General features: G+C 62.1%; 3 protein-coding genes. 1 reads left to right on the top strand and 2 read right to left on the bottom strand.

Features of this window, described 5'->3' with window-relative positions; genetic code table 11:
• Positions 1 to 54 precede the first annotated feature (54 nt).
• Complete coding sequence (locus FEF27_RS12925) at positions 55 to 666, bottom strand: GAF domain-containing protein (RefSeq protein ID WP_138171297.1); 612 nt, start codon at positions 664 to 666, stop codon at positions 55 to 57.
• 155 nt (positions 667 to 821) lie between these two features.
• Between FEF27_RS12925 and nudC the strand changes: the two genes are divergently transcribed.
• Complete coding sequence (gene nudC / locus FEF27_RS12920; RefSeq protein WP_138171296.1) at positions 822 to 1,826, top strand: NAD(+) diphosphatase; 1,005 nt, start codon at positions 822 to 824, stop codon at positions 1,824 to 1,826.
• On the opposite strand, the gene FEF27_RS12915 is transcribed toward nudC, so the two are convergent.
• Positions 1,723 to 2,387 (bottom strand): metal ABC transporter permease (locus FEF27_RS12915; protein ID WP_138171295.1); only part of this gene is annotated, 665 nt, incomplete at its 5' end. The two genes, nudC and FEF27_RS12915, sit on opposite strands and share 104 nt — an antisense overlap.

Here is a 2,387-nt window from a genome sequence, read left to right as displayed (position 1 = left end):
GTGCATCAATCACAGTCACCATCACGTCCTTTCATGAGTGACCCGGTACACAAACTAATTGACACCCCCTCGCCATGGCCCCAGCCTGCCGGAGAAATCACCTCCCACATAGGAGACATGCCCTAGAAGGCCCACCTCCCGAGACTCTTCAGTAAACGCATTGATGCGCGTGGAGTAGAGATTCAGCGCCCCCAGGTTGTCATCCTCAACGAAAAGCTGGAAGGCCAGCATCCCCCGTGCATCCGTTTCCGCTACCACCCGGCGGGAGAAATCAGGCCAACGCGGATCGGCACGAATGTCCGGCACAGTGACAACTTCCTGCTCATACACTGCATCCAGACAAGGTCCCTGGCCTTCCTCCATCTGAATCGCATCAATGCGCGCGGAGGTCTCCCCGGTTTCCCCTTCAGCGGTAATTTCCTTGCGCCCTGTCACCACACTGATCGAACCGCCCTCTACTCCTGGGATCAGATCTATCGCAGATCTCACAATGGCTGCGAGCAGTTCATCCGGCGACTGTTGTTGGAGCTCCCGGGCCAGGTTCCCTAATTCCATGGCGAGCTCTTCGTACAGGGCGGAGGGGGCTTCCGCCCGGTCCGGGATGTAGTCCCGCTGACGGTGTGTGGCGTCGTGCATGGTATGCCCTTCGCTCTGGTCAGCAGTCACTGACTGGATCCACTTCAAAGAGTGGTCTAGTCCACTCTAGTCCAGTTCCCAGCCACTGCTCACGGACCCCCCTGGGAGTTGCCACCAGGGTGGGCGCACCATAAAGTGCTGAATCCACCCGGAGTACACCCAGCCCAGCAGGATACGGTGTCACAGTGTTGTCTGACTCTGGATCTCGCGTCCGCGCCGTCGCCGCTGCCCGACTCAACCGGCACGATCAGCCGCGTCAGGCCAGCAATTGGATGACCCGCATATGGGAGCAGCCCAACACTCGGGTGCTGTGGCTCGATGAGGGCAAAGCCCTTGTCAATGGGGCGCGCAGCTCTTCAACCGATACTCCCTCCCACACTGGACCTCACCTGGTGCTGAAGGCACCCCACGGACAACTGCCAGCATCGGCCGTCTACCTGGGCGAGGTCGATGTAGCAGAAGTAGAAGATTTCCCCGAACCCACCGGTCCCGCCCACGTGGTGGCGGTGCCCGTAAAGAGCTCCGCACCAGGTAAAGGAGACCTGCGGCAGCCACCTACTGCCACATGGGAGAGCCTGCGCAGCGTTGGCAGCATCCTGCCCGCCGTCGAAGCTGAACTGCTCTCGCAGGCGACTGCATTGACCGCCTGGCACGCTTCATCAGCGTTCTGCCCGGCGTGCGGCGGTGCCACTGAGGTACGGCATTCTGGATGGGCCCGGTCTTGCCATCGATGCGAGGCATTGCACTTTCCCCGCACCGACCCGGCCGTGATCACTGCTGTCATCGGGCCGGATGACTGCCTGTTATTGGGATCGGCAGTGCGGTGGGACTCCCGCCGCTACTCCACCTTCGCGGGCTTTGTGGAGGCCGGGGAGTCCTTGGAAGGTGCCATTGTGCGTGAGGTAAAGGAGGAAGCCGGCGTCGACGTCGACCGCGTGGAGTACATCAGTTCCCAGGCATGGCCCTTCCCGCGTTCCCTCATGTTGGGTTTCCTGGCCCATACCAGCGATGTTTTCGCCACCGCTGACCTCGAGGAGATTCGCGAGGTCCGCTGGTTCACCCGTGACAAACTCTGCGACGACGTCATCAGCGGCGCCGTGACCCTGCCGCCGAGATCTTCCATTTCGCACGCCCTGATCGCTCGCTGGTTTGGCGGCCCGCTGCCAGACCGCCTTGAGCGCGGCCTGTGAGCCACGCCATGGTGGCCGCGACAAGGTAGCAGAGGAGGGCGACCACCACGATGGCAGCACCGGGGGCGAAGTCCCCGTAATACGACGCCGCCAACCCCGCAACGGCGCTGAGGGCTCCGATGCCGGAGCTGATGACTAACGTAGCTCGGTAGCTGTTGGCGATGTGGGTGGCAGCTGCCACTGGCACCACCATCATTGCGGAGATGAGGAGCAGCCCGATGGTTGTCATCCCGGCGACCACAATCAGGGCGACCATCAGGGTCAGGATCAGGGTCAGGACGTGTGTGGGTATCCCGGCGACTTTCGCTGAGGCCTCATCAAAGGCCATGGCGAGTAACTGCCGACCCACCACAGCGGTGAGGAGAACCACCGCCCCCGCTCCAGCAGCAATCGTCCCGACTTCCCACCATTGCAGGTTCAACGGGCTGCCAAAGAGGAGTCCCACCACTGCGGTCTGCCCACCGCCGGAGCGGGCGACGAGCAGATAACCCACGGCGATCCCCCCATAGAGAAGCAACGCAGTGGATAAGTGGCTCTTCGCAGATGAGGGTGTAGTAACCG

Origin of the sequence: Nesterenkonia sphaerica (genome assembly GCF_005771565.1) — a bacterium.
GTDB classification, from domain to species: Bacteria; Actinomycetota; Actinomycetes; order Actinomycetales; family Micrococcaceae; genus Nesterenkonia; species Nesterenkonia sphaerica.
Note: the sequence above shows the minus strand (reverse complement) of the source record. Positions and strands in the feature narration are given on the sequence as shown.